The following is a 25,336-nucleotide window of genomic DNA, read 5'->3' as shown; positions in this document are numbered from 1 at the left end:
GGCGGCTCACCGGGCCGCCGGGACGGTCAGGTCGGCGCCCGCCCGGACCACCCCGCTGAGGCGTTCCCCCGCGGCGACCGTGGCGCCGGGCCAGACGACCGAGCGGTCCACCGCACCGCGCACCACGGCGCCCGCGCCGACCACCGAGCGGGTCACCCGCCCGTCGACCGTGGCGGACGGGTCGACCAGGCCGCCCGGGCCGGCCGCGTGCAGGTTGGCCGCCAGGTAGTCGGCCGGGGTGCCGGTGTCGTAGAAGGTGCCCCGGTAGGGGACCACGCTGAGCGCGCCGGCCGCCTCGGCCGGCCGCCAGACCGCCCGGACCAGGTCGCCGAAGGCCGGCGGCAGCTCCCGGACCAGCCGCCACGGCAGCAGCGAGAACCCCACGAACCGGTGGCCGGCGAAGGTGCCGGGGGCCGCCGGGTCGTCGGCCGGCTGGCCGAGCAGGCGTACGCTCCGCCCGTCCCAGCCGTCCAGCAGCGCCGCCACGTCCGGTCCCGGCGGGGCGTCCGGGTCGGCCAGGTACGCGTCGGCGTTGCCGACCAGCACGCCCCGCCCGGCGATCCAGTCCCGCAGGTTGCCCAGCCCGCCGGCGGTGCCGAGCGGGTCGCCCGGCTCGACCGACAGGTGCGCCCGCGCGCCCACGTGCGCCACCACCTGCCCGCCCAGGTAGCAGGCGTTCACCGCGACCCGGTCCGGCCCGGTGAGGCCCAGCCCGGCCAGCCGGTCCAGCGCCCGGTCGAGCAGCGGCACGTTGCCGACCGGGCAGAGCGCCTTGGGCAGGTGCGCGGTGAGCGGGCGCAGCCGGGTGCCCTCGCCGGCGGCGAGCACGACCGCGCAGATGTCGACGGCGGCCCGCCACCCCGGCCCGGCCGCGGGCGCGCCGGGGCCGGTCACGCGGCGGGGGGTGCCGCCGGCGGGGCCTCGTCCGCGCGCGGGCCGATCCCGTAGTACCGGAGCAGGTTGGCGGTGGCCCGGCTCAGCCGGGGCAGCTCGTCCAGCGGATGCCAGGCGGCCTCGAAGACCTCGGCGCCGTCCACCGCCAGCTCCGTGCTGGAAGCCGGCACCTCGGTCTCGAAGACCACGTCCACCCAGCCCTTGGCGTGCACCACGGCGTTCGGCACGGCGGGGCGCAGCCGCTCGGGGGCCAGCTTGATGCCGGACTCCTCGTGCAGCTCGCGGGCCGCGCCCACCACCGGCGCCTCGCCGCGCTGCAGGAGCCCGGCCGGGAGGGTCCAGCTGTGGCCGGGCGGCTGGCGCAGCAGCAGGATGCGCCCCGCCCCGCCGGCCTCGGAGTCCCGGACCAGGGTGACCGCGCCGACGATGTACTTCGGCACGGCGAGCCGGACCAGCCGCCGCCGCAGCGGGACGGGAAGCCGGTAGAAGATCTGGTAGCCGAGGGCCCGTCCGGTGGCACGTGCGCGGGGGATCATGCCTGTAAGGCTAGTGGCCGGGCGGCGCCGGCGGATGAGCGGAGCTCGCTACTGCCGGTGGTCGACCAGATCGATCAGCTGCCGGACCACCGTGTCGGGCTCGACGGTGCGGTCGAACACCGCCACCAGCAGGGTTTCCAGGTCGGGGTAGCCCAGTTCCTCGGAGAGCCGCAGCAGCGGCAGGTCGCTGGCCAGGCCCCGGTCGTGCTTGCGCAGCGCCAGGCCGATGGTGGCCCGGCCGAGGCGGACCTTGTCGGCGATCGAGATGCCCGGCTCGGTGTGCTCGGCGAACCAGCGGTTGATCTGCATCTGCGCGTGCGGGGACTTCACGAAGCCCAGCCACTCCCGGCGCGGCCCGCGCGGCGCCACGTCGACCTCGAAGCCGCTCTCCGCGTCGCTCTCGGTGAAGATCTCCACCACGTCGCCCTCCTCCAGCTCGGAGGAGAGCGGCGCCAGCCGGCCGTTGATCCGCGCGGCGAGGCAGTGGTCGCCCCGCTCGGTGCCCAGCTCGTAGGCGAGGTCGACCGGGGTGGCCCCGGCCGGCAGCACCACCTGCCGGCCGTCGGCGACGACCTGGATCTGCGCCTCGGCGAGGTCGCAGCGCAGCGACTCCATGAACTGGGTGGGATCGACCGTCTCCTGCTCCCAGTCGAGCACCCGGCGCAGCCAGGCCAGCTCGTCCGTCCGCTCGTCGGCGCGGCCGGCGGCGCGGGGGAAGCGGTAGTGGGCGGCCACGCCGTACTCCGCGGAGTGGTGCATCTCCTCGGTGCGGATCAGCACCTCGACGGTCCGGTCCTGCGGCCCGCAGACGCTGGTGTGCAGGGACCGGTAGAGGTTGTTCTTCGGGGAGGCGATGAAGTCCTTGAAGCGGCCCGGCACCGGCCGCCAGAGCCCGTGCACCGCGCCGAGCGCGGCGTAGCAGTCGGTGGCCGGACCGTCCACCACGATGGCGATGCGGGGCAGGTCGTAGGGCGCGGTGTGCTCGCCGGCCACCGTGTCCTTCCAGATCGAGTAGAGGTGCCGGGGGCGGGGACCGACCTCGGCGTCGACCCGGCTGCGGCGCAGGGCCGCCCGGGTCTTCGCGACCACGTCGTCGAGGTAGGCGTCCCAGCCCGGCCGGTCGTGCACGAACCGGGCGATCCGCGCGTGCTCCTCCGGATGCAGGTGCAGCAGCACCACGTCGTCCAGCTCGCGTTTGAGGGTCTGGATGCCCAGCCGGTCGCAGAGCGGGACGAGCACCTCCTGGGTCTTGCTGGCGATCCGCTCGCGGGAGGCGGCCGAGCGGACCCCGAGGGTGCGCATGTTGTGCAGCCGGTCGGCCAGCTTGATGATCAGCACCCGGACGTCCTTGCCGGCCGCGACGATCATCTTGCGGACGGTCTCCGCCTCGGCGGCCTTGCCGTAGAACGCCTTGTCGAACTTGGTCACCCCGTCGACCAGGTGGGCCACCTGGCGCCCGAAGTCCTCCTGGAGGGCCTGCAGGGTGTAGCGGGTGTCCTCCACCGTGTCGTGCAGCAGCGCGGCGACCAGGGTGGTCGTGTCCATGCCGAGGTCCGCGCAGATCTGGGCGACCGCCAGCGGATGGGTGATGTAGGGCTCGCCGCTCTTGCGGAACTGACCGCGGTGCATGTTCTCGGCGATCGTGTAGGCCCGCCGCAGCACCGACGCGTCGGCGCTGGGATGGATGCCGCGATGGGCGCGGACCAGCGCCGTGACCGGGTCGTTGTCGGTGGTGGGCCAGGTGAGCAGTGAGCGCAGGCGCCGGGAGAGTGGCAGGTCGCCGGGCTGGGTCGGAAGGGCGCCGCCCAGGGCGGCGCCGTGTCCGGCGTCGACGTCCACCTGGGACACCTCCTCACCCCGGCCCCCGGGACGCCGGGGCCGGCGACCGGAGGCAGGCCCGCGAATCGGGCAGGACTGCACTTCTCCAACAGCCTAAGGGAGTTGACGTAGTCCGATCGGACACTTGGTCATGAGCGTTCGGTCGAGAGTTGGTGGGACGCGCCGTTCTCCGCCTTGGTCAGCAGGTCCCGGAACCGGCCCGCGCCGGCGACCGGCGACGCCCAGCCGGCCGACGTCTCGACCAGCCGGGTCTCCGGTCGCTCCAACCAGGACAGGATCCGCTCGGTCTCCTCGGCGGTGGCCGCCGGCACCGGGCCGTGCCCGGGCAGGACCGTCTCGGCCGTGGCCCGGATCGCGGTGATGGTCGGTCGCGGGTGGACACCCGGCGGGGACACCCCGGCCCCGGCCAGCCGGCCGTGGCGCACCAGGGCCAGCTCCCAGCCGCCCCCGGCGGCGGGGCGGGCGGCGGCCAGCTCGGCGATGCCGGTCAGCGCGGCCAGGCGCTGCATCCGGACCGCCGCGCGCAGCACCGCGGCGAGCCGGCTGCGCACCACGGCTGCCTCCTCGTAGCGCTGGGCGGCGGAGAGCACCTCGATCCGGGCCAGCAGGGCGTCCACCACCACCTGCGGGTCGTCGCGGGTGGCCGTGCGGAACGGCACGGCGGCGCGGAGGTCGTACTCCTCCGGGGTGATCCGGTGCTCGCAGGGCGCCGGGCAGCGACCCAGCTCGGCCAGCGCGCAGGCCGGCATCGTGGTGCGCCGGGACAGCCGGTGGGTGCACTGGCGCAGCGGCACCGCGTCGTGGAACCCGGCGGCGGCCAGCTCGGCCGCCTGCTTGGAGCGGAACGGGCCGAGGTAGGCCGAGTCGGTGGGGGCCAGGTCGCGCACGATCGACAACCGCGGGTACGCCTCGTCGGTCAGCTTCAGCCAGACCTGGCGCTCCGGGTACTTCGACCGCCGGTTGTACGGCGGGGCGTGCGCGGCGATCAGCCGCAGCTCACGCACCTCGGCCTCCAGCGAGTGGGCGCACTCGACCGCCTCGACCCGCTCGGCGGCGGCCAGCATCTCCGAGATCCGGGCCCGCTTCTCGGCGGCCGTGAAGTAGCTGCGCACCCGGGTGGCGATGTCGCCGGAGGTGCCGACGTAGAGCGGACGGTCGTCGGCGGCCCGGAAGATGTAGACGCCGGGCACCTTCGGCAGCCCCTCGGCGAGGTGGCGCTTGCGGCGCTGGGTCGGGGTGACCGCCCGGGCGAACTCGATGGCCTCGCCGATCGTGTCCACCCGGTGCCCGCCGAGCCGGCCGATCAGCCCGTGCAGCACGTCGACGGTGGCCTTGGCGTCGTCGAGCGCCCGGTGGGTGGGCTGGGTGGCGGTGCGGAAGTAGGCCGCCAGGGTGCCCAGCTTGCGGTTGGGGACCTCGTCGCGGGTGAGCACCCGGCGGGCCAGCGCGGCGGTGTCCAGCACCCGCGGGTTGGGCCAGCGGTAGCCGTGCTTCGCGCAGGCGGCCTTGAGGAAGCCCACGTCGTAGGGGGCGTTGTGGGCGACCAGGACGGCGTCGGTGACGAACTCCAGGAAGCTCGGGAGGACCTGCTCGATGGGCGGCGCGGGCAGCAGCATGGCCTGGGTGATCCCGGTCAGCACGGTGATGAACGGCGGAATCGGCACCCCCGGGTTGACCAGGGTGGCCAGCACACCCAGCTCCTCGCCGCCGCGCACCTTGACGGCGCCGATCTCGGTGATCCCGCCGCCGTCCGGCGCGCCGCCGGTGGTCTCCAGGTCGACCACCACGAAGGTGGTCGCGTAGAGCGGCAGCGCGAGGTCGACACCCGTGCCCGCCACCCGGTCCAGGCCGGCCAGGGCCTCCTGGACGTAGTCCGCTCGCGTCACCCGCGGCACGCTAGCGGCGGGGTCCGACACTCCCGTCCCGGCAGCCTCAGGAGTTACCACGGGGGTAGGATGAGAGATCGGCTCACTCACCGGGCGGTGGGCCCGGTCGGGGTGGGAGACTTGCCACATGCCCCTCACCGAGCCGCACGACGACCACTCCTCCGTGGAGGAGCCGGTGGTCGGCGCGCAGGACCCCGGTGAGACCCCCGCCACGCCGCCCGAGCCGGAGCCCACCCTGCCCGAGCCGGTCCGGCAGCGGATCGTGTCGCTCACCGCCGCCGTGCTGCCCGGGCTGGCCGCCGACGAGGTGCCGGTGCCGCTGCGCCGGGTGGCCAAGTTCGCCCCCAACCGGCGCGCCCGGCTCGGCGCCCCGGCCATCGCCGCCCAGCTCACCGCCGATCCGCTCTTCCGGCAGCGGGTCACCGCGCGGGTGCTCGCCGACGCCGGCGACCTGGGCACGGCCGTGGTGGAGGGCACCGCCCCGGCGGCGGCCGACCCGGTCGAGGTGGCCGCCCTGGCGTACCTGGCCCGGCCCCGGGGCTGGCGGGAGCTGATCGAGGCCAGCGGCGCCGCGGTGCGCGCCGAGGCGGACAGCGCCGTGGTCGCCGAGCTGGTCCGCGAGGCCGAGCAGCGCGCCACCCGCGCCGAGCACGACCGGGCGGTGGCCCGGGTCGAGGCGGAGAAGCTCCGCGACGAGCTCGCCCGGGTCCGGGAGGAGCTGGGCCAGCTCCGCGAGGAGGCCCGGCAGCTCGCCCGTACCCTCCGGGAGACCCAGGCCCGGGAGCGCAAGGCCACCGAGATGCTGGCCACCGAGCGCGGCCGGGCCGCCCGCGCGGCCGCCGACGCGGACGCCGAGCTGCGCCGGGCCCGGGCCCGGCTGGCCGAGGCGGAGGCCGCGGCCGGGGTGGCCCGGGTCAGCGCCAAGGAGGCCCGCTCGGTCGACGAGGCCAGGCTGTGGCTGCTGCTGGAGACGATCGGGCAGGCCGCCGTCGGGCTCCGCCGCGAGCTGGCCCTGGACCCGGTGGACAGGCTGCCCGCCGACTTCGTCGCCGACGCGTTCGCCGACCAGCCCGGGGCCACCCCGGCCGGGGCCGCCACCCGGGCCCGGGACACCGACGACCCGGCCCGCCTCGACCAGCTGCTCGCCCTGCCCAAGGCGCACCTGGTGGTGGACGGCTACAACGTCACCAAGCGGGGCTTCGGCGAGATGTCGCTCGAGCAGCAGCGCAAGCGGCTGATCACCGGGCTGGGCGGGATCGCCGCGCAGACCGGCGACGAGGTCACCGTGGTCTTCGACGGCGCCGAACGGATCCACGGGCTGCCGCCCGCGCCGCGCGGGGTGCGGGTGCTCTTCTCCCACAAGGGGGAGACGGCGGACGAGCTCATCCGCCGGCTGGTCCGCGCCGAGCCGGCCGGGCGGCCGGTGGTGGTGATCTCCTCCGACCGCGAGGTTGCCGACGGGGTGCGCCGGCACGGCGCCTACCCGCTCGGTGCCGACTCGCTGCTGCGGCGGCTCGCCCGGTCCTGACGCCGATGATCGGGTTCGGGGTGGGTGCTGCCTCGTTGTCCGGTTCTGTCACACCCCCGGCCTAGCCTCGTGGTGACCGACGGTGGCGGGCTCCTCTCCGGTCCGCCACCGGCCACGCGTCAGGAGGCGTTGATGCTCATCGACTGCGACACCTGCGGCATCCGGGGCGCCGGGTGCTCCGGCTGCCTGGTGACCGCGCTGCTCGACACCGGTGCCGCGGCGGCCGACCTGGGCCCCGCCGAGCACCGGGCGATCGAGGTGTTCGCCCGGGCCGGCTTCGAGGTGCAGGTGCTGCCCGCCCCGCCCGCTCCCCGGCGTCGGTCCGGCCGCCGGGTGGCCTGATCCCGCTCGGCCACCACGGCCACCGCGCCGCCCCCGGGCCTTAGGATGAGCGCTCACGGCGGGAGGGGAGCGGGGCATGAACCGGGTGGGGCGCGACGGGGTGGGGCGGTGACCCCGCGCGGCTGGGCGGTGCTGACCCTGGCGGGGCTGGCCGTCGCGCTGCTCGTCGCCGGGGCGCTGCTGGTGCCGTGGACCCGGCCGCCGGCGCCCCGCGCCGACCAGCTCGCGGCGCTGCGCGCGCTCCCCGTCGACCAGGTGGCCCGGGGCCGCGCCTTCCACGGCGCGCTGCGCCCGGCCGGCTGGTCGGCGCTCGCCGTCGGTCTCGTGGTGGCCCTGCTGCTCGGGCTCACCCCGCTCGGCGGCCGTCTGGTCGAGCTGGCCGGCCGGCCCTTCGGCGGGCACTGGGCCGCCCAGGCGGTGCTCGGCGGGCTGGCCGTGATGTTCCTCGCCGACCTGCTCACCCTGCCCTTCGCCGCCTGGCGGCAGACCGTGCTGACCCGCTACGGGCTGAGCACCCAGGGCTGGGGCGGCTGGGCCGTCGACCTGCTCAAGTCGTACGCGGTCAGCGCGGTCATCGGCGCGCTCGTCCTGCTCGGCTTCTACACGGTGGTCCGGCTCTCCCCGCGCTGGTGGTGGGCGTTCGGCGCGGCCGGGGCCGCCGCCCTGGTGGTGCTGCTGTCGTTCGTGCTGCCCGTGCTGGTCGAGCCGGTGTTCAACCGGTTCACCCCGATGGAGCCCGGCCCGCTGCGCACCGAGCTGACAAGCCTGGCGGCCCGGGACGGGGTGCCCGTGCGCGACGTGCTGGTCGCCGACGCGTCGCGGCGGACCCGGGCGGTCAACGCGTACGTCTCGGGGCTGGGACCGACCCGGCGGGTGGTCGTCTACGACACCCTGCTGCGCGAGGCGGACCCGGCGGAGGTGACCAGCGTGGTCGCCCACGAGCTGGGGCACGCCAAGGACCGGGACGTCTGGACCGGCACCCTGATCGGCGCGCTCGGCGCCGCCGCCGCGGTGGTGGCCCTCTTCCTGATCGGCTCGTGGACGCCCCTGCTGCGGCTGGCCGGCGTCGACTCGATCGCCCAGCCGCGGGCGTTCCCGCTGCTGCTCGCGCTCGTCACGGTGGCCGGCCTGGTGGCCACGCCGGCGCAGGCGCTGGTCTCCCGGCGGGTCGAGGCCCGCGCCGACGCGCACGCGCTGGCACTCACCGGCGACCCGGGCACGTTCGAGGCGATGCAGCGCCGCCTGGCCGGGGTGAACCTGGCCGATCCCGACCCGCCCCGCTGGGAATACCTCTGGTCGGCGTCCCACCCGTCCACCGTGGAGCGGATGGCCGCCGCCCGCGCCTACGCCAGGGAGCCCGGCCGATGAGCCGCACCTTGCTGATCACCAACGACTTCCCGCCCCGCCCCGGCGGCATCCAGTCGTTCGTGCACCACCTGGCGGTGCGCCAGCCCCCGGGTTCCGTGGTGGTCTACGCGTCGAGCTGGCGGGGCGCGGCCAAGTTCGACGCCGACCAGCCGTTCGAGGTGGTCCGGGAGCGGACCAAGGTGCTGCTGCCCACCCCGCTGGTGGCCCGCCGCGCGGCGCGGCTGGCCCGGGCGTACGACTGCGACACCGTGTGGTTCGGCGCGGCGGCCCCGCTGGGCCTGCTCGCGGCCGGGCTGCGCCGGCGGGCCGGGATCCGCCGGGCGGTGGCGCTGACCCACGGTCACGAGGCCGGCTGGGCCACGCTGCCCGGCGCCCGGGCGGCGCTGCGCCGGATCGGCCGGGGCGTGGACGTCACCACCTACCTCGGCGAGTACACCCGGGTCCGGTTGGCCCGGGTGCTCGACGGGGTGACCGAGCTGCGCCGGCTCGCCCCGGGCGTCGACGTGGACACCTACCACCCCGGCGTCGACGGGGAACGGGTGCGGCTGCGGCTGGGGCTCGCCGACCGGCCGGTCGTGGTGTGTGTCTCGCGCCTGGTCCCGCGCAAGGGTCAGGACATGCTCATCCGGGCGATGCCGGAGATCCGCCGCCGGGTGCCGGACGCCGCGTTGCTTGTCGTCGGTGGCGGCCCCTACCGGGCGGCGCTGCAGAGGCTGGCCCGGCAGACCGGGGTGGAACGCGACGTGGTGTTCACCGGCTCGGTGCCCTCGGCGGAGCTGCCCGCCCACTACGCCGCCGGGGACGTGTACGCGATGCCCTGCCGGACCCGCAACCGAGGCCTGGACGTCGAGGGCCTGGGGATCGTCTACCTGGAGGCCAGCGCGACCGGGCTGCCGGTGGTGGCCGGCGACTCCGGTGGCGCGCCGGACGCGGTCCGCGAGGGTGAGACCGGCTACGTGGTCCGCGGCCGGGACGTGCCGCAGCTCGCGGACCGGGTGGCGACCCTGCTCGCCGACCGGGACCTGGCCCGCCAGCTCGGCGCGGCCGGCCGGGCCTGGGTGGAGCGGGAGTGGCGCTGGGAGACCCAGGCCGAGCGGATGGCGGCCCTGCTCGCCGGCTGACCCCGGCCCGGAAGCCGGGCCGGGGCCAGGAGAGCGAACCGGTCAGGTGCGGGCCAGGGCGGGCTCCGCGGGGGCCGGCCGCGGCGACCGGCGGGACAGCCGGCCCGGCCACCAGGTGCGCACGCCGAGGTCCAGGGTCAGCGCCGGGATCAGCAGGCTGCGCACCAGCAGCGTGTCGAGCAGGATGCCGACCGCCACGATCACGCCCATCTGCACCGACGGCACCAGCGGCAGCACCAGCAGCGCGCCGAAGGTGGCGGCCAGGACCACGCCCGCGCTGGTGATCACACCGCCGGTGACGGTCAGCGCGCGCAGCACGCCCGGCCGGTGCCCGATCCGGGCGACCTCCTCGCGGGCCCGGGTCATCAGGAAGATCGTGTAGTCCACCCCGAGCGCCACCAGGAACAGGAACGCCTGCAACGGGACCCCGACGAAGAGCCGGGGGTGGCCCAGTGCGTCGAGCAGCAGCCCGGCGGCCCCCATGGCGGCCGCGTACGACAGCACCACGCTGACCATCAGCAGCAGCGGCGCGACCAGCGACCGGAGCAGCAGCACCAGGATGACCAGGACGACCGCGAGCACCAGCGGAATGACCACCCGGTTGTCCCGGTTCACCGTGTGCTCCTCGTCGAGCAGGGTGGCCGTCCGCCCGCCCACCAGGGCCCGCGCGTCGGGCACCGCGTGCACGGCGGTCCGCAGCCGGGTCACCGTGTCCCGGGCGGCGTCGCTGTCCGGCGCGGCCGCGAGCACCGCCGGCACCCGGACCCACCGGCCGTCCGCCGAGCGCTCCGGCGCGCCCACCTCGGCGACGCCCGGCACCGCGCGGGTGGCGGCCACCACCGTCTCGGCCGTCCCGGCGGCGGCCAGGATCTCGGCGGGCGCGGCCGAGCCGCCCGGGTAGTGGGCGGCGATCAGCCGCTGCCCGGCGACCGAACCGACCTCGGTGGTGAACGACTCCTCGTCGGGCAGGCCCAGGCCGAGGTTGCCGATGCCCAGGGTCAGCGCGGCCAGCGCGGCCGCGGTGCCGAGCCAGACCGCCCGGGGCCGGCCGGCGACCAGGCCGGCGACCCGGCGCCACACGCCGTGGTCGGCAGTGTGGTCGCGGGTGTCGGCGCCGGGGGTGTACCGGGGCACGAACGGCCAGAACAGCCACCGGCCGCAGAGCACCAGCACCGCCGGCAGCAGGGTGGTCATGGCCAGCAGCGCCGCGGCGATCCCGACCGCGCCGACCGGACCCAGGCCGCGGGTGGCCGGCAGGTCGGCCGCGAGCAGGCAGAGCAGTCCGACCGCGACGGTCGCCGCCGAGGCGCAGACCGCGCCGGCCGAGCGGTGCAGGGCGGCCGCCATGGCCACGTGCCGGTCGGCGTGCCGGCGCAGCTCCTCCCGGTACCGGGCGATCAGCAGCAGGGCGTAGTCCACCCCGACGCCGAATACCAGGACGGTGAGGATGGTCTGGCTCTGGAAGTCGACGGCCAGCCCGGCGTGCCGGGCCAGCAGGTAGACCACCGCGCCGGCGAGCTGGTTCGCGACGGCCACCCCGACCAGCGGGATCAGCCACAGCACCGGGCTGCGGTAGGTGATCAGCAGGAGCAGGGCGACGGTGAGCGCGGTGGCCAGCAGCAGCGCGCCGTCCATCCCGTCGAAGGCGTCGAAGACGTCGTGCTCGGCGGCAGCGTCGCCGGTCAGGGCGGTCCGCAGGCCGGGTGGCGCGCGGTCGGCGAGCCGGTCCTTGAGCGCGTCGACCGTCTCGGCGCGCCGCTCGTCGTCGAGGCTGACCGGCAGGGAGAGCAGCAACGCCCGACCGTCGGCCGAGGCCACCGGAGGGGACACCGCGCCGCCGTCGGCGTACCGGGCGAAGGCGGCCCGGTCGGCCTCGACCCGGGCCCGGTCGGCCGGGGTGAGCCCGGTGTCGCGGACGTAGACGGCGATCGCGAGGGGGTGCCGCGAGCCGGGGAAGGCCGCTTCGGCGCGTTCCGCGGCCCGGCTGCTCTCGGCGCCGGCCGGCAGCGCGCCGAGGGTCGAGTTGTCCTGCACCTCGCCGAGCTTCAGCGCGAGGGGGCCGGCCACCACGAGCAGCGCCAGCCAGAGGAGGAGGACCGCGTACTTGCCGCGGCGGCCGGCGGGCAGGCCGGCCAGGCGTTGCGGGGACATCCGAGTTCCCTTTCGTCGTCACGGTTGCGGGGTCGGCGACCCCGCTTCCGATCCTTCGGCCCGGCCGGGCGCGGGTCAGGGGTGTCAGCGCGCCGGCCGGGGTGGTGCCAGCACCACCGATCCGGGCCGGCCGGTGCCGCAGAATGAGGCCCGTGGACGGCGTACGCGGACTGCTCCGCACCTGGATCCGACCCGGCGCGGTCACCGCCGCGCAGGGGCTGCTGATCGCCCTGCTGTCGTTGACCACGCACGTCGCGCTCTTCGTGCTGTCGCTGGTGTCGCTGGTGCTGATCCCGGCGTTCGGCGTGGGGTTCGCGCTGTTCCCGGTGGTCACCGCGCTGGTCCGGCTCTGCGCCGGGCTGCACCGCCGGCTGGCCCGCTGGGGCGGGGTCGAGCTGGCCGCGCCCTACCTGCCGGCCCCGGCGGGCGCGCAGTTCGGCACCTGGCGGCGGTTCCGGTGGGTGGTGAGCGACCCGGCCACCTGGCGCGACCTGTCCTGGCTGCTGCCCGGCGCGGTCACCGGCGCGGTCTGCCTCGCCGCCTTCGTCCTGCCGCTGTACGGCCTGGAGGGCGTGCTCGGGGTCCCCCTGGTGCTGCACCTGACCGTCGGCTTCGGCTACGGCCCGTTCTGGCCGATCGACAACCTCTTCGAGGCGTTGCTCTGCGTCCCGCTGGGCGCGCTGTTCCTGGTCGGCGGGCTGGCCGCCGGGCGCTGGCTGGTCTGGCTGCACCTGGCCTTCGCCAGGTTCTTCCTGCCGCCGACCCGCAGCGCCGAGCTGGCCCTGCGGGTCCGCCAGCTCACCGTGACGCGGGCCGAGACGGTGGACGCGCAGGCGGCCGAGCTGCGCCGGATCGAGCGGGACCTGCACGACGGGGCGCAGGCCCGGATCGTCGCGCTGAGCATGAGCATCGGCCTGGCCGAGCAGCTCCTGGCCGACGACCCGGAGGCGGTGCGGCGGCTGCTCGCCGAGGCCCGGGAGACCAGCGGGCAGGCCCTGGCCGAGCTGCGCGGGCTGGTGCGCGGCATCCACCCGCCGGTGCTCGCCGAGCGCGGCCTGGCGGGCGCGGTCCGGGCGCTGGCGCTGGCCGTGCCGCTGCCGGTGGTGGTGACCGTCGACCTGCCGGGCCGCCCGGCCGCCCCGGTGGAGTCCGCCGCGTACTTCGCGGTGGCCGAGGGGCTGGCGAACGTCAGCAAGCACAGCGGCGCGTCCCGGGCGTGGGTCGAGCTCGGCCACGCCGACGGGCGGTTGACCATCGTGGTCGGTGACGACGGGCGGGGCGGAGCCGACCCGGCGGCGGGCGGCGGCCTGGCGGGGATGGGACGCCGGCTGGCCGCGTTCGATGGGACGATGGTGGTGACCAGTCCGGCCGGTGGGCCCACCGTCATCAGCATGGAGCTGCCGTGCGAGTTGTCATCGCCGAGGATCTCGCCCTCCTCCGGGACGGGCTGACCCGCATCCTGGAGGCGTTCGGCTGCCAGGTCGTCGGGGCCGTCGACAACGGACCCTCGGTGCTGCCCGCGCTGATCGCGCACCGCCCGGACGTCGCGGTGCTCGACGTCCGGCTCCCGCCCACCTTCACCGACGAGGGCCTGCAGGCCGCCATCCGGGCCCGCGCCGAGATTCCCGGGCTGCCGATCCTCGTGCTGTCCCAGCACGTCGAGCAGCTCTACGCCCGGGAGTTGCTCTCCGACCGGCTCGGTGGGGTGGGCTACCTGCTCAAGGACCGGGTGTCCCACGTGGACCAGTTCGTCGACGCGGTGCGCCGGGTGGCGGCCGGCGGCACGGTGATGGACCCGGAGGTGGTGGCGCAGCTGCTGGCCAGCCGGTCCGGGGCGGGGCCGCTGGACGAGCTGACCCCCCGGGAGCGGGAGGTGCTCGGCCTGATGGCCGAGGGCCGGTCGAACGCGGCGGTCGCGGCGCGGCTCTTCGTCACCGAGAAGGCGGTCAACAAGCACATCAACAACATCTTCAGCAAGCTGCGGATGCCGCCGTCGACCGACGACAACCGGCGGGTCCTGGCCGTGCTGGCCTACCTGCACGGCGAGGACGGCCGCCGGTCGCGCACCCCGGCCTGACCCGGCTCAGGAGGCGGTGTCGGTCAACGCGGGGGAGCGGTCCAGGTGCGGCCCGGCCGGCCCGGGGCGGCCGAAGTGCCAGCCCTGCCCGGCGTCGCAGCCGATCGCGCGCAGCCGGTCCGCCTGGTCGGCCGTCTCCACCCCCTCGGCCGTGACGGTCAGGCCGAGGGCGTGCGCCAGGGACACCAGCGAGGCGAGGATGCGTTCGTCGGTGCGGCTGCCCGGGTCGCCGGCCGGGGCGCGCAGCCCGGCCACGAACTCGCCGGCCACCTTCAGCTCGCTCACCGGCAGGTCCCGCAGGTACGCCAGGTTGCAGTAGCCGGTGCCGAAGTCGTCGATGGCCACCCGCACGCCGAGGTCGGCCAGCACCCGCAGGGCGCGGACCGGCTCGGCCACGGTGCTCATCATGGTGCTCTCGGTGATCTCCAGCTGCAGCCGCTCGGCGGGCAGGCCGGTGCGTCCCAGCACCCCCCGCACCTCCTGCACGAGGCCGGGCCGGTGCAGTTGGCGGACCGCGAGGTTGACGCTGACGAACGGCGCGCCGTCCGGGCCGGCCGCCCAGCCGCACGCCTCGCGGCACGCCTCGGCCAGCACCCAGCTGCCGAGCCGGACGATGAGGCCGGTCTCCTCGGCCAGCGGGATGAAGCTGTCCGGCCGCAGCACGCCCAGCTCCGGGTGGCGCCAGCGGACCAGCGCCTCCATGCCCACCACCCGGCCGTCGCGCAGCCCGGTCAGCGGCTGGTAGTCGAGGTAGAACTCGCCCCGGTCCAGCGCGGCGGGGATCGCCGCGGAGAGGGCGTACCGGGCCAGGTCCCGGCGGTTGCGGTCGGCGTCGAACAGCGACCAGCGGGCCCCGCCGGCCGCCTTGGCCCAGTGCAGGGTGCTGTCGGCGGCGCGCATCAGCTCCAGCGGCGAGGTGCCGGCCACCTGCCGCTCCACGATGCCGATGCTGGCCGACACGGTCAGCTCGTGCCCGTCGACCAGCGCCGGCTCGCTCACCGCGGCCAGCGCCGCCTCGGCCACCTTCACCACGTCCTCGGTGCAGCCGGTGCGCTCGACCAGGATGACGAACTCGTCGCCGCCCAGCCGGGCCACCAGGTGCTCGCCGAGCGCCCGGCGCAGCCGCCGGGCCACCGCCACCAGCAGCGAGTCGCCGACCTGGTGGCCGAGGGAGTCGTTGACCACTTTGAACCGGTCCAGGTCGAGGAAGCACACGCCGATCCGGTCGGCGCCCCGCCCGGGCGCGGTGATGGCGGCGGTGAGCCGCTCGGTGAACAGCGTGCGGTTGGGCAGGTCGGTCAGCGGGTCGTGGGTGGCCTGGTGCCGGAACCGGGCCTCGCTGTCCCGCAGCGCCCGTTCGGCCGTCGCCCGGGCCGTCATGGCGGCCCGCCGGATGGCCTCCTGCTCGTCCAGCGTCCGGTCGCGCAGGGCGCGGGCGTAGCCGGTGGCGACGGTGGCCAGCAGCCGGGCCATCCGGTCCTCGACGTCGTCGACGGCCAGGTCGAGATCCCGCACGAGGCGGAGCTGGATCACCTCGATGGTGCGGCCGAGCCCCTCCGCGGAGGCGATGTGCGACTGCACCAGCTCGGCGCCGACCTGCTGGCCGATCCGCAGGTCGAACGGGTCGGCGCGCAGCGCCAGCGCCAGCCGCTCGGTGAGCCGCTGGAGCAGCGCCTCGAGCTGGGCCTGCGTCATCGGCAGGTAGCTGGTCCCGGAGACCGCCTTGGCCCAGGCCCGGGCGAAGGCGCCGGGGCGTGAGCGGGTGGTGGCGGTGGCCCGGTCGTCACCCACCGAGCCGCCCGACGCCACCCATGAAGACTGCCTGCGCGGCGTTCTCCGCGTGCTCCGGGGCGTCCGGCCGCCACTGCGGCACCCAGACCACGCCCGGGTCGACCAGGTCGAAGCCGGCGAACAGCGCGGTCAGTTCGGCGCGGCTGCGGATGAAGAGCTGGTTGTCGGTGCGCCGGTAGACCCGCTCGGCCTCGGCCCGCTCGCCGGTGCCGGCCCGGCCGTCGTCGCTGGCCTGCGACATGACCAGGTAGCTGCCCGGGGCCAGTGCCGCGCGCAGCGTCCGCAGGAACTCCTCCGGGCGGTCCTCGTCGGGGATGAAGTGCAGCACCGCCACGATCATCACGGCGACCGGCTGGGAGAAGTCCAGCAGCCGGAGGACGTCGGGGTGGCGGAGGACGGCCTCCGGCCGGCGCAGGTCCTCCTGGACGACCGCGGCCCGCTCGTTGCCGGCCAGGATCTCCCGGCTGTGCGCCACCGCGACCGGGTCGACGTCGACGTAGACCACCCGGGACTCCGGGTCGATCCGCTGGGCGATCTCGTGCACGTTGCCCACGGTCGGGATGCCGGAGCCGATGTCGAGGAACTGGCGGACGCCCGCGTCGGCCAGGAACTGCACCGCCCGGCGGAGGAAGGCCCGGTTGGCCTGGGCCATCAGCGGGGCCTCCGGCACCGCCTCGACCATGGCCCGAGCGGCGGCCCGGTCGGCCGCGAAGTTGTGCGAGCCGCCGAGGTAGTAGTCGTACATGCGGGCCACGCTGGGGCGCTCGATGTCGATGGTCTCGGGTGCCCAGTCCGGCCGCTGCATGCGCTTGCCCCTTTGTGTCGGCGACGCGCGGGGGTCACCGCCGCGCGGATCACCCGGGTATTCTGCCCGCCCGCCGTCGCGGTGCAAAGACCGTCGTCGCTCCGCTTCCGGCCGCTCACCGTACGGGGTCGCGCGGTGCCCGGAATGCCGGAGAGGCCCGCGTCCGGCGTGCGGACGGGGCCTCTCCGGCGTCGAGCTGGCGGGACGCCGTCAGAACTTCGGCGCGTCCGGGGCCTCCAGCAGCCCCAGCCGCAGCGCGGTCATCAGCGCCTGCGCGCGGTTGGCGGCGCCGAGCTTCTCGTAGAGCTTCGAGATGTGCGTCTTGGCGGTCGACTCGCTGACGAACAGCTGCTTGGCGATGCCGGCGACGCTCATGCCGTCGGCCAGCAGCCGCAGCACCTGGCCCTCGCGGGGGGAGAGCTGCGGACCGGACGGCGCCAGCCGCCGCTTCATCGCCTCGGCCAGGTCGGCCGCGGTGAACGCGCTGGGGGAGGAGGCGGCGTGCCGGGCGGCGGCCACCACCTCGTCGGCCGGGGCGGTCTTCGGCACGAACGCGCTCGCCCCCGCCTCCAGGGCGCCGAAGAGCTGGTCGTCGCCGGCGTACATGGTGAGCACCACGATGCCCATCGACGCGCTGGACTTGCGCAGGGCGCGGGTGGCCTCCAGGCCGCTGCCGTCGGGCAGCCGCAGATCCATGATCACCACGTCCGGCTGGAGCGCGCCGGCCTGGCGTACGCCCTCCGCGGCCGTGGCGGCCTCGCCCACGACCTCGAACTGCCGGTCCCGCTCGAAGGCGTGCCGCAGACCCTTGCGGATCAGATCGTGATCGTCGACAAGGAGCACCTTGGTCCGGGTGGCCGGTGTCGGGCTAGTGGTCATCCTCGGGTTACTCCCCTTCTGCTGCTGCGCTGCCGCGCACACTATCGCGCCGGGGCGAGGAGCCGAGTACCACCGCCACGGTCGTGCCGCTGGGTTGTCGCGGCCTGATCTCCAACCGGCCCCGGATACGTTCCGCCCTCTCGGCCATGATCGCAAGACCGTAGTGCCCCTCGGGGCGCTGGTCACCGATGCCGTGACCGTCATCCGACACTTCGATCTGCGCGTACGGGGGGTCCACCTCACACGTGACCCACAGGTTCGCCGCCCCGGCGTGCTTGCGCGCGTTGGTCACCGCCTCCTGCGCGATGCGCAGCAGCTCGGCCTCGGTGGCGGCGGGCAGCCGGGCGGTGGACTCGTCCAGGGACAGGTGCACCCGCAGGCCGCCGGAGGCGCCGACGGTGCGGGCGTACTCGGCGATGGCGGCGGCCAGGCCACCGTGCCGGTCCACCTCGCTGCGCAGCTCGAACAGGCTGAGCCGCAGCTCGGTGATCACCCGGGTGACCTCCTGGCGCAGCGTGCGCAGCGAGTCGGCGGTCTCCTCGGCGTCGTCGTGCACGGTGGCGAGGGCGTTGTCGATGCCGTACCCGACCATCACCAGCTCCTGGGCGACCCCGTCGTGGATCTCCCGGGCCAGCCGCTGCCGTTCCTCGTTGGTGGCCAGCGACCGCACCTCGTCGAAGAGCAGCGCGGCCTCCAGGCGCAGCGCCGCCGGGCCGGTCAGCGCGGTCACCCGGGACACCACCGGCGGCGGGTACGCGTGCGCGGCGTCCGCCTCGACGACCACCAGGCCGACCGTGCGCACGCCGGCGACCAGCGGCACGATCAGCGCCGAGACCTCGCCGGCGGCCCGGGAGCGGGCCTGCGAGCGGGCCGAGGTGGTCGGCTGCTGGCTGGCCCAGGCGTCGGCGATGGCCGAGTCCGCGTCGAGCGTGGTCTCCCAGTCCACCCGGTCCGCGCCGATCTGGGCGAGCACCACGAGCCGGCCGCCCCCGCTGGCCGACAGCACCGCGCCCCGGTCGGTCTTCGCCACCACCCGCAGCTCCTCCAGCAGGTGCTCGGAGATGCCGCCCGGGTCCAGGGTGGCGCCGGGAAGCTGGCGGGCGACCGTGCGCAGCTGGGTGAGCAGCCGGGTGGCCTCCGCGTACGGCTGGGGCTTGCCCTCGCCGCGGACCCGCATCACCCGCTGGAGCATGCCGGCCGTGTAGAGGCCGAGGCCGGCCAGGATCAGCCACTGCGCGCAGACCGTCAGGTAGCCGAGCTGGCCGAGCTGCGGCTCGCCGCCGACCTCGGTGAAGGCCGCGCTGACCAGCAGGGTGGCCGCCGAGACCACGAGCAGCGCCGCGCCCTCGCGGAAGCGGCGGCGCAGCGCGGTCACGGTGACCGGCACGGCGAGGTACGGCAGGACCGCCGAGGCGCCCAGCCCGCCGGTGACCCCGGTGAGGTGGGTGTCGGCGGCGACCTGGCTGGCGGCCAGCCCGAGGACCACCACCTCGGCGAAGCGGCTGATCGGGGCGAGCAGGCGGTGCTGCGGCGCCAGCACGGCGGGCAGCCCGGCGACGCCGAGCAGGGCGATCCACCACAGCTGGGCGGCGTCGCGGGTGGCGAACAGGGTCAGGGCGGCGACCAGCGCGAGGAGGACCGCGCGCGCCGCGGCCGCGAGGGGCTGCGTCTGCGGGGGACCGGGTGTGGAGGCGGGCACGTGACGGATGGTAGTCAGCCTCCGTAGATGTCCGCGATCTCCGCCGCGTACGTCTTGTGCACGACCTGCCGCTTGACCTTGAGCGAGGGGGTCAGCTCGCCGGTCGCCTCGGTGAAGTCCTGCGGCAGGATCCGGAACACCTTGATGGCCTCGGCCTTGGAGACCGACTGGTTGGCCTGGTCGACCGCGCCCTGCACCTCGGCCCGCAGCGCCTCGTTCCCGCGCAGCTCCGCGACGCCGGTGTCCTCGGGGAGGCCGTGCGCGGCCAGCCACTTCGGCAGCGCCTCCTCGTCGATGGTGACCAGCGCCGCGATGAACGGCTGCCGGTCGCCGACCACGAGGCACTGGCTGATCAGCGGGTGCGCCCGCACCTGGTCCTCCAGCACCGCCGGGGCGACGTTCTTGCCGCCGGCGGTCACGATGATCTCCTTCTTGCGGCCGGTGATGCAGAGGTAGCCGTCCTCGTCGAGCTGCCCCAGGTCGCCGGTGCGGAACCAGCCGTCGGCGGTCAGCGCCTCGGCGGTGGCCGCCTCGTTGTGCCAGTAGCCCTGGAAGACGATCTCCCCGGAGATCAGGATCTCGCCGTCGTCGTCGATGCGGATGGTGACGCCGGGCAGCGGCCGGCCGACCGAGCCGATCCGGGTGTGCCCGGGCAGGTTCGCGGCGGCGGCCGGCGCGGTCTCGGTGAGGCCGTAGCCCTCGCAGATGGTCACCCCGATGCCGCGGAAGAAGTGCCCGAGCCGGGAGCCGAGCGGGGCGCCGCCGGAGATGGCGTCCCGGCAGCGGCCGCCCATCGCGGCGCGCAGCTTGCGGTAGACCAGCTTGTCGAAGAGCGCGTGCTGGGCGCGCAGCCCCAGGCCCGGCCCGTCGGGGGTCTCCAGCGCCTCGCTGTAGGCGATCGCGACCTTCTCGGCCCGGTCGAAGATCTTGCCCTTGCCGTCGGCCTCGGCCTTCTGCCGCGCGCCGTTGTAGACCTTCTCGAAGACCCGGGGTACGGAGAGCACGAAGGTCGGCTTGAACTCCTGCAGCTCGCCGACCAGGTTCTTGGTGTCCGAGCAGTGCGCCATGGTGGCCCGGGCCTGCACGACGCCGACCTGGATGAGCCGGGCGAAGGCGTGCGCCAGCGGCAGGAAGAGCAGGGTGGAGGCGCCCGGGCGGAACAGGTTCGGCAGCACCGGCACGGCGTTGGCGATGTCGGCGTAGATGTTGCGGTGGGTCAGCACGCAGCCCTTGGGGCGGCCGGTGGTGCCGCTGGTGTAGATGATGGTGGCGATGTCGTCGGCCTTCAGCGTCGAGCGGCGTACCTCGACGTCGGCCTGGTCGACCGCCGCGCCGGCGGCGACCAGCTCGTCCACCGCGCCCAGCTCGATCTGCCAGACCTCGCGCAGCTCGGGCAGCCGGTCGCGGACCCCGGCGACCAGGGTGGCGTGCGCGGTGCTCTCGACCACGACGGCGACCGCGCCGGAGTCGGAGAGGATCCAGGCGGCCTGCTCGGCGCTGGACGTCTCGTAGATCGGCACGGTGACCGCGCCGGCGGCCCAGATCGCGTAGTCGAACAGGGTCCACTCGTAGCGGGTGCGGCTCATCAGCCCGACCCGGTCGCCGGGGGTCACACCGGCCGCCACCAGGCCGCGGGCCACCGCGACGACCTCGTCGCGGAACTGCCGGCAGGTCACGTCGACCCAGGCGCCGCCGGTGCCCGCGGCGCGCCGGACGAACTGCACGGCGTCGGGGGCGACCTCGGCGTTGGTCCAGACCGGGTCGGTCAGGTTGGCCGCGTCGCCGACGGTGACGATCGGCGGAACGGAGAACTCGCGCACCTGCACTCCCTCGTGCTCGCACCGGCCGGGCCGGCCGTGGTCGGCTCTGTCGAAACCTACCCGCCCGCCTCCGGGAAGGAGGGAGGGAGGTTGCCCGCCCGGCTGGTGGGACACCCGCCCGCCGGGCGGGCCGCGACGGGCGGGGGTGGAGCGGCACGCGTCGGCCCACCGCCGGGTAGCCTCCCCCCATGGCGGACTCCTCCACCCAGTCGATCGTCGTCGGCGCGTCACCGGACCGGGTGGCGGCGGTCATCTGCGACTTCCCCCGGTACCCGGAGTGGGCCGAGGCGGTGCGGCGGGCCGAGGTGATCGAGGAGTACGAGGACGGCTACGCCAGCCAGGTCCGGTTCACCATCGACGCGGGCGTGATGGCCGACGAGTACGTGCTGGCCTACGAGTACGCCGAGGACATCTCCCGGATCGAGTGGCACCTGGTGGCGCCCTCGAAGATGCAGAAGTCCCAGCGCGGGTCGTACGACCTCGTCGACAACCCGGACGGAACGACCACGGTGACCTACACCCTCGAGGTGGAGCTGTCCGTGGGGATGCTCGGCATGTTTCGCCGCAAGGCCGAGAAAATGATCATGGACGCGGCGTTGAAGCAGCTCAAGCGCCGGGTAGAAGCACTCGGTGCGGCCCACTGACCCGACCGTCGTCCCGGTTGTCACGGTGAAGGAGCCGAACCATGGGCACCACTGATCCGGGTTCGGCCCGGGAAGAGGCGGAGCGCCTCGTCGCCATGCTGCTGGCCAGCGCGAAGCTGGCCGCCGCCGCGCCCGGCTCCGGTCCCTGGGGCCCGCTGGGCGGGATCCTGTCGGGTGTCCTCGGTCACACCCCGCCCGGCGAATCGTCCACCGCGCCCGGTGCCGGCGGCGGTGCGGGTTTCGCCACCGGCTCGGCCGAATGCTGTGTCTGCCCGGTCTGTCGCGGTATCGCGGCGTTGCGCGACCCGAGTCCGGAATTCGCCGAGCGGCTCGCCACCGGCGCCGGTGATCTGGCCGCCGGGGTGGCCAGCCTGCTGCGCGCGTTCACCCCGGCCGAGCCGGCCGGGCCGGGTGGCCACACGGCGCCCGGCGGGTCCGGCGGTGCGGCCGCCGGGGCGCCGGCGGGGGACCGCGTGTGGCGCGAGGCGACCCGTACCGGGCATGATTCTCAGCCGGCACCCGAGCAGGACGTGTGGTCCGCCGCCACCCGGGGGGAGGGCGCGGCCGACGCCGACGGGCCGGACGTGCCGGCGCCGAGCCGGCCGCCGGCGGACGCTCCCGTGGTGCCCGCCTCGCGGGCGTCCGTCGAGGTGGCCGAGGACGCACCAGGCGACGGGGCCTGACCACCGGACATCCCGGGATCGCACGGCCGGTCCGGCCGGGCCGGGCAGCACAGCAGAGGGGAGTGGCAGCGGTGACGCTGACCATCGGAGTCGACGTCGGTGGCACGAAGGTGGCCGGCGGTGTCGTGGACGACACCGGCAAGGTACTCGTGCAGGCCCGACGGGACACCCCCGCCGACGACGTGGCCAAGACCCGCGACGTCATCACCGAGCTGGTCAGCGAGCTGGCCACCGGCCGGACCGTCGACGCGGTCGGCATCGGCGCGGCCGGGTGGATCGACGCCTCCCGCTCCACCGTGCTCTTCGCCCCCAACCTCGCCTGGCGGGACGAGCCGCTGCGCGAGTACGTCAGCAACGCCACCGGCCTGCCGGTGATCGTGGAGAACGACGGCAACGTCGCGGCCTGGGCCGAGTTCCGCTACGGCGCGGCCCGGGACGCCGACGACTCGATGGTCATGTTCACCATCGGCACCGGCGTGGGCGGCGGGATCGTGCTCGGCGGCGAGCTGGTCCGTGGTGCCCACGGCATCGCGGCCGAGCTGGGGCACATGCTCACCGTGCCGGACGGCCACCAGTGCGGCTGCGGCCGGCTCGGCTGCATCGAGCAGTACGCCAGCGGCAGCGCCCTGGTCCGCTTCGCCCGCGCCGCCGCCCGCCAGGAGCCGCACCGGGCCACCGCCCTGCTGGAGCTGGCCGGCGGCGAGGCCGAGGGGATCAGCGGGCCGATGGTGACCGCCGCCGCGAAGGGCGGCGACCCGGTTTCCACCGAGGCGTTCGCCCAGGTCGGCCGCTGGCTCGGCACCAGCCTCGCCGACATGGCGCAGATCCTCGACCCGCAGGTGCTGGTGGTCGGCGGTGGCGTGATCGACGCCGGCGACCTGCTGCTCGGCCCGACCCGCCGGTCGTACACCGACGCCCTGGCCCAGCGCAGCCGGCTGCCCGTCGCCGAGGTGCGCCCGGCCGAACTCGGCAACACCGCGGGCGTCATCGGCGCCGCCGACCTCGCCCGGCGGATGTGACGTGGCCGTGGCAGGCGTGCCGCTCCGGGTGGTCTCCTACAACATCCACAGCCAGCGTGACGACACCGCGGCGCTGGCCGAGGTGGTCCGGGAGGCCGCGCCGGACGTGGTGATCGTCCAGGAGGGGCCGCGGCGGTTCCGGTGGCGGCAGAAGTGCGCCACGCTCGCCGACTCGTTCGGCCTGGTCTTCGCGGCCGGCGGCCTGCCGGCGCTGGGCAACGTGCTGCTGACCAGCCTGCGCGTCCGGGTGACCGCCACCCGCTGCCAGCGCTACCCGCTGACCCCGGGGCGGCACCTGCGCGGCGCCGCGTACGCCGAGTGCCTCGTGGGTGGCACCCGGTTCCTGCTGGCCGGCTCGCACCTCTCCACCGACCCGGCGGAGCGGCCCGCCCAGGCGGCCGCGTTCAAGCGGGAACTGGCCGCCGCGACGCTGCCCGTGGTGGCCGGCGCCGACCTCAACGAGGGGCCGGACGGGGCGGCCTGGCGGACCGTCGCCGAGGGACTGACCGACGCGGCAGTGGCCGCCGACCGGGCCGACCGGCACACCTTCTCCTGCGCCGACCCGCGCCGCCGCATCGACGCCCTCTTCGTCGACCCGCGGATCAGCGTGGTCGACTACGACGTGGTGGACACCCCGCGTACCCGCCGGGCCAGCGACCACTTCCCGGTCCTGGTCGACCTGCTGCTGCCCGCCGGCGACTGAGCCCCCGCCCGCCCCGGCCGGCCCCTGGGGGCTGGACAACGGCGGGCATTGTCGGCAGGATTTCGCACCGACCCGGCACTCGTGCCGCACAAAAGGAGATTCCCCGGTGTCCTCCTCCACCGACCTCGGCCGTCCCGATCCGGACCCGACGGTCGCCCCGACCCGGGACGGCCGCCCGGTCTCCGACCGCGGCGACACCGTCTGCGTCATCGGCGCCGGGGCCAGCGGCCTGACCGCCGTGAAGAACCTCCGCGAGGCCGGCTTCGGCGTGGACTGCTACGAGCGGGAGACCGGCGTCGGCGGGGCGTGGAACTGGCGGCACGACCGCAGCCCGGTCTACGCCAGCACGCACCTCATCTCGTCCCGGCCGTTCACCCAGTTCCCCGACTTCCCGATGCCGGACGACTGGCCGGACTACCCGCACCACGCCCAGCTGCTGTCCTACTTCGAGCGCTACGCCGACCACTTCGACCTGCGCCAGCACGTCTGGTTCGGCACCGAGGTGGTCCGCGTGGAGCCGGTCGAGGGGGACCGCTGGGACGTCACCACCCGCAGCACCGGCGGCTACGGCCCGGAGCGCACCTCCCGCTACGCCGCCGTGGTGCTGGCCAACGGGCACAACTGGTCGCCGAAGCTGCCCCGCTACGAGGGGCTGGAGGAGTTCCGCGGCGAGGTCATGCACGCCTCGTCCTACAAGGACCCCGCGCAGCTGCGCGGCAAGCGGGTGCTGGTGGTCGGCGCCGGCAACACCGGCTGCGACATCGCGGTCGAGGCGGCCCAGCAGGCGTCCCGCTGCTGGCACTCCACCCGCCGCGGCTACTGGTACGCCCCGAAGTACGTCTTCGGCCGCCCCGCCGACCAGGTCAACGACACCCTGCTCGCGATGCGGGTGCCGCTGCGGGTGCGGCAGTGGCTCTACCACTGGACGCTGCGGCTCACCGTCGGCGACCTGACCCGGTTCGGCCTGCCCCGGCCCGACCACCGGGTGTACGAGACCCACCCGATCGCCAACAGCCAGCTCGTCTACTACGTGGGCCACGGGAGGGTCAGCCCGGTGCCGGACGTCGCGCGGTTCGGCGACCGGACGGCGGTGCTGGCCGACGGCCGCGAGATCGACCCGGAGCTGGTCGTCTTCGCCACCGGCTACCTGCCGCGCTTCGAGTTCCTGGAGGGCCGGGTGCTCGGCGACGCGGACGGCTCGGGCCGGCCCCGGCTCTGGCTGAACGCGTTCGCCGCCGGCCACCCCACCCTGGCCGTGGTGGGCCTGGTGCAGCCGGACTCCGGCATCTTTCCCATCTCGCACTGGCAGAGCGTGCTCTTCGCCCGGCTGCTCACCCTTCGCGCCACCCGCCCGGACCGGGCCGCCGCGTTCGGCAGGCGGGTCGCGGCCGGCCTGGGCGAGCGGTACGCGGGCCGGGTGAAGGACAGCACCCGGCACTGGTTCGAGGTCGGGCACGCCGACTACCTGCGCGCGCTCCAGCGGGCGCTCCACGACCTGGAGGACAAGTGAGCGCGAGGAACGCCGCGCGGCGTCGTCCCGCAGTCGCGAGC

21 protein-coding genes are annotated in these 25,336 nt (G+C 75.5%); 11 read left to right on the top strand and 10 right to left on the bottom strand.

What is annotated here, in order from left to right:
* Nucleotides 1-6: 6 nt before the first annotated feature.
* From ACZ6PY_RS07530 to ACZ6PY_RS07515, 4 genes are all read right to left on the bottom strand, one after another.
* Nucleotides 7-894 (bottom strand): nucleotidyltransferase family protein, encoded by an 888-nt coding sequence (locus ACZ6PY_RS07530; protein ID WP_466070121.1) that lies wholly within the window; start codon nucleotides 892-894, stop codon nucleotides 7-9.
* The gene (locus ACZ6PY_RS07525; protein ID WP_262282372.1) at nucleotides 891-1,430 is read right to left on the bottom strand and encodes an NUDIX hydrolase; all 540 of its coding nucleotides are present in this window, start codon (nucleotides 1,428-1,430) and stop codon (nucleotides 891-893) included. The genes ACZ6PY_RS07530 and ACZ6PY_RS07525 overlap by 4 nt, the downstream gene beginning before the upstream one ends.
* A 48-nt stretch (nucleotides 1,431-1,478) precedes the next feature.
* On the bottom strand, nucleotides 1,479-3,269 hold the full coding sequence (locus ACZ6PY_RS07520; protein ID WP_466070785.1) for a RelA/SpoT family protein: 1,791 nt from the start codon (nucleotides 3,267-3,269) through the stop codon (nucleotides 1,479-1,481).
* Between the two features lie 128 nt (nucleotides 3,270-3,397).
* Entirely contained in the window at nucleotides 3,398-5,155 is a 1,758-nt protein-coding gene (locus ACZ6PY_RS07515) for a DEDD exonuclease domain-containing protein (RefSeq protein WP_466070119.1), read from the bottom strand.
* 127 nt (nucleotides 5,156-5,282) lie between these two features.
* On the opposite strand from ACZ6PY_RS07515, the gene ACZ6PY_RS07510 reads away from it, so the two are divergent.
* The 4 genes from ACZ6PY_RS07510 (at nucleotide 5,283) to ACZ6PY_RS07495 (ending at nucleotide 9,514) form a co-directional block, all read left to right on the top strand.
* Nucleotides 5,283-6,683, top strand: a complete 1,401-nt coding sequence (locus ACZ6PY_RS07510; protein WP_466070117.1) for an NYN domain-containing protein — start codon at nucleotides 5,283-5,285, stop codon at nucleotides 6,681-6,683.
* Between the two features lie 132 nt (nucleotides 6,684-6,815).
* Nucleotides 6,816-7,025, top strand: a complete 210-nt coding sequence (locus tag ACZ6PY_RS07505) for a hypothetical protein (protein WP_262282588.1) — start codon at nucleotides 6,816-6,818, stop codon at nucleotides 7,023-7,025.
* A gap of 108 nt (nucleotides 7,026-7,133) precedes the next feature.
* Complete coding sequence (locus tag ACZ6PY_RS07500; protein WP_466070115.1) at nucleotides 7,134-8,393, top strand: M48 family metallopeptidase; 1,260 nt, start codon at nucleotides 7,134-7,136, stop codon at nucleotides 8,391-8,393.
* Entirely contained in the window at nucleotides 8,390-9,514 is a 1,125-nt protein-coding gene (locus ACZ6PY_RS07495) for a glycosyltransferase family 4 protein (protein ID WP_466070114.1), read from the top strand. The genes ACZ6PY_RS07500 and ACZ6PY_RS07495 overlap by 4 nt, the downstream gene beginning before the upstream one ends.
* Before the next feature lie 42 nt (nucleotides 9,515-9,556).
* Here the strand turns inward: ACZ6PY_RS07495 and ACZ6PY_RS07490 are convergent, their stop codons facing one another.
* The gene (locus tag ACZ6PY_RS07490; protein ID WP_466070112.1) at nucleotides 9,557-11,665 is read right to left on the bottom strand and encodes an MMPL family transporter; all 2,109 of its coding nucleotides are present in this window, start codon (nucleotides 11,663-11,665) and stop codon (nucleotides 9,557-9,559) included.
* A gap of 152 nt (nucleotides 11,666-11,817) precedes the next feature.
* Here ACZ6PY_RS07490 and ACZ6PY_RS07485 point away from each other — a divergent pair, with 152 nt between their 5' ends.
* Together ACZ6PY_RS07485 and ACZ6PY_RS07480 are read left to right on the top strand one after the other, a co-directional pair.
* Complete coding sequence (locus tag ACZ6PY_RS07485) at nucleotides 11,818-13,116, top strand: sensor histidine kinase (RefSeq protein WP_466070111.1); 1,299 nt, start codon at nucleotides 11,818-11,820, stop codon at nucleotides 13,114-13,116.
* A complete protein-coding gene (locus tag ACZ6PY_RS07480; protein WP_466070109.1) occupies nucleotides 13,068-13,742 on the top strand; it encodes a LuxR C-terminal-related transcriptional regulator in 675 nt (224 codons plus the stop codon). The genes ACZ6PY_RS07485 and ACZ6PY_RS07480 overlap by 49 nt, the downstream gene beginning before the upstream one ends.
* 6 nt (nucleotides 13,743-13,748) lie before the next feature.
* On the opposite strand, the gene ACZ6PY_RS07475 is transcribed toward ACZ6PY_RS07480, so the two are convergent.
* The 5 genes from ACZ6PY_RS07475 to ACZ6PY_RS07455 all read right to left on the bottom strand — a co-directional run bounded on the left by ACZ6PY_RS07475 (nucleotide 13,749) and on the right by ACZ6PY_RS07455 (nucleotide 20,736).
* Nucleotides 13,749-15,437 carry a putative bifunctional diguanylate cyclase/phosphodiesterase gene (locus tag ACZ6PY_RS07475; protein WP_466070783.1) on the bottom strand — a complete coding sequence of 563 codons (1,689 nt, stop codon included), beginning with the start codon at nucleotides 15,435-15,437 and terminating at the stop codon, nucleotides 13,749-13,751.
* Nucleotides 15,438-15,525: 88 nt separating this feature from the next.
* Nucleotides 15,526-16,338 (bottom strand): SAM-dependent methyltransferase, encoded by an 813-nt coding sequence (locus ACZ6PY_RS07470; protein ID WP_466070107.1) that lies wholly within the window; start codon nucleotides 16,336-16,338, stop codon nucleotides 15,526-15,528.
* A gap of 210 nt (nucleotides 16,339-16,548) precedes the next feature.
* The gene (locus ACZ6PY_RS07465; protein ID WP_007072219.1) at nucleotides 16,549-17,217 is read right to left on the bottom strand and encodes a response regulator transcription factor; all 669 of its coding nucleotides are present in this window, start codon (nucleotides 17,215-17,217) and stop codon (nucleotides 16,549-16,551) included.
* Nucleotides 17,218-17,224: 7 nt separating this feature from the next.
* Nucleotides 17,225-18,916: a GAF domain-containing sensor histidine kinase gene (locus ACZ6PY_RS07460; RefSeq protein WP_466070106.1), complete on the bottom strand. Its 1,692-nt coding sequence runs from the start codon at nucleotides 18,914-18,916 to the stop codon at nucleotides 17,225-17,227.
* A gap of 14 nt (nucleotides 18,917-18,930) precedes the next feature.
* Nucleotides 18,931-20,736: an AMP-dependent synthetase/ligase gene (locus ACZ6PY_RS07455; protein ID WP_466070104.1), complete on the bottom strand. Its 1,806-nt coding sequence runs from the start codon at nucleotides 20,734-20,736 to the stop codon at nucleotides 18,931-18,933.
* Nucleotides 20,737-20,924: 188 nt separating this feature from the next.
* Between ACZ6PY_RS07455 and ACZ6PY_RS07450 the strand changes: the two genes are divergently transcribed.
* The 5 genes from ACZ6PY_RS07450 (at nucleotide 20,925) to ACZ6PY_RS07430 (ending at nucleotide 25,295) form a co-directional block, all read left to right on the top strand.
* Nucleotides 20,925-21,380 (top strand): SRPBCC family protein, encoded by a 456-nt coding sequence (locus ACZ6PY_RS07450; protein WP_262282383.1) that lies wholly within the window; start codon nucleotides 20,925-20,927, stop codon nucleotides 21,378-21,380.
* Between the two features lie 41 nt (nucleotides 21,381-21,421).
* Nucleotides 21,422-22,063 carry a hypothetical protein gene (locus ACZ6PY_RS07445; RefSeq protein ID WP_466070102.1) on the top strand — a complete coding sequence of 214 codons (642 nt, stop codon included), beginning with the start codon at nucleotides 21,422-21,424 and terminating at the stop codon, nucleotides 22,061-22,063.
* Between the two features lie 71 nt (nucleotides 22,064-22,134).
* A complete protein-coding gene (locus ACZ6PY_RS07440) occupies nucleotides 22,135-23,082 on the top strand; it encodes an ROK family glucokinase (RefSeq protein WP_466070101.1) in 948 nt (315 codons plus the stop codon).
* 1 nt (nucleotide 23,083) lies between these two features.
* The gene (locus tag ACZ6PY_RS07435; RefSeq protein ID WP_466070100.1) at nucleotides 23,084-23,785 is read left to right on the top strand and encodes an endonuclease/exonuclease/phosphatase family protein; all 702 of its coding nucleotides are present in this window, start codon (nucleotides 23,084-23,086) and stop codon (nucleotides 23,783-23,785) included.
* 106 nt (nucleotides 23,786-23,891) lie between these two features.
* A complete protein-coding gene (locus ACZ6PY_RS07430) occupies nucleotides 23,892-25,295 on the top strand; it encodes a flavin-containing monooxygenase (protein WP_466070098.1) in 1,404 nt (467 codons plus the stop codon).
* Nucleotides 25,296-25,336: the final 41 nt, after the last annotated feature.

The organism is Micromonospora sp. NPDC048907 (assembly GCF_055586885.1).
This window is presented reverse-complemented; position numbering and strand designations above follow the sequence as displayed.

Excerpts from the sequence above, each read along its gene's own strand:
- ACZ6PY_RS07445 (WP_466070102.1), top strand. The coding sequence starts at position 21,422 with ATGGGCACCACTGATCCGGGTTCGGCCCGGGAAGAGGCGGAGCGCCTC.
- ACZ6PY_RS07490 (WP_466070112.1), bottom strand. The coding sequence starts at position 11,665 with ATGTCCCCGCAACGCCTGGCCGGCCTGCCCGCCGGCCGCCGCGGCAAG.
- ACZ6PY_RS07450 (WP_262282383.1), top strand. The coding sequence starts at position 20,925 with ATGGCGGACTCCTCCACCCAGTCGATCGTCGTCGGCGCGTCACCGGAC.
- ACZ6PY_RS07465 (WP_007072219.1), bottom strand. The coding sequence starts at position 17,217 with ATGACCACTAGCCCGACACCGGCCACCCGGACCAAGGTGCTCCTTGTC.
- ACZ6PY_RS07470 (WP_466070107.1), bottom strand. The coding sequence starts at position 16,338 with ATGCAGCGGCCGGACTGGGCACCCGAGACCATCGACATCGAGCGCCCC.
- ACZ6PY_RS07510 (WP_466070117.1), top strand. The coding sequence starts at position 5,283 with ATGCCCCTCACCGAGCCGCACGACGACCACTCCTCCGTGGAGGAGCCG.
- ACZ6PY_RS07505 (WP_262282588.1), top strand. The coding sequence starts at position 6,816 with ATGCTCATCGACTGCGACACCTGCGGCATCCGGGGCGCCGGGTGCTCC.
- ACZ6PY_RS07475 (WP_466070783.1), bottom strand. The coding sequence starts at position 15,437 with ATGACGCAGGCCCAGCTCGAGGCGCTGCTCCAGCGGCTCACCGAGCGG.
- ACZ6PY_RS07495 (WP_466070114.1), top strand. The coding sequence starts at position 8,390 with ATGAGCCGCACCTTGCTGATCACCAACGACTTCCCGCCCCGCCCCGGC.
- ACZ6PY_RS07525 (WP_262282372.1), bottom strand. The coding sequence starts at position 1,430 with ATGATCCCCCGCGCACGTGCCACCGGACGGGCCCTCGGCTACCAGATC.